Genomic DNA, 527 nt, shown 5'->3' with positions numbered 1-527 from the left:
GTTGGCTCGGTGCCGATGGCCGACAGCTTGCTGCGGGTTTCCTCGCTGGCCACAGAATCAGCCAGGGCCTTCACTAGCCTGGTCTTGACGGCAGGCGGCAGGCCACGCGGCGCGACGATGGCGATCCAGGTATCGGCGTTGACGCCAGTGGTGCCGCTTTCCGCCACGCTGGGGATCTCCGGCGCCATTGGCGAGCGTTGCGCAGTCGTCACCGCAATGGCCTTGACCTTGCCCGACTTCAGCTGCGGCAGGGCGGCCGTCAGCGTGTCCACCGTGAAGGGAATATGGCCGCCCATCAGGTCATTCATCGCCGGCGCGCTGCCCTTGTAGGGCAGGTGGCGCAGCTTGATGCCGGCGGCCTGCTGGATCATTTCCCCGGCAAAATGCGCGGTCGTGCCATTGCCATAGGAGCCGTAGGAATACTTGTCCGGCGCCGCCTTGGCCGCGGCGACCAGTTCCTTGAAGTTGTTGATTGGGACATCGGCGTTGGCCAGGATCACCATCGGGCTGCGGCCGATCAGGCCGAT

The 527-nt window shown here is 65.5% G+C and carries 1 protein-coding gene; it reads right to left on the bottom strand.

What is annotated here, in order from left to right; all coding sequences use genetic code 11:
* On the bottom strand, positions 1-527 hold a 527-nt coding region (locus JK635_RS29370; protein WP_202656418.1), incomplete at both ends, for a tripartite tricarboxylate transporter substrate binding protein.

It is taken from the genome of Neobacillus paridis, assembly GCF_016765675.1.
Taxonomy (GTDB): domain Bacteria; phylum Bacillota; class Bacilli; order Bacillales; family Cytobacillaceae; genus Neobacillus; species Neobacillus paridis.
This window is presented reverse-complemented; position numbering and strand designations above follow the sequence as displayed.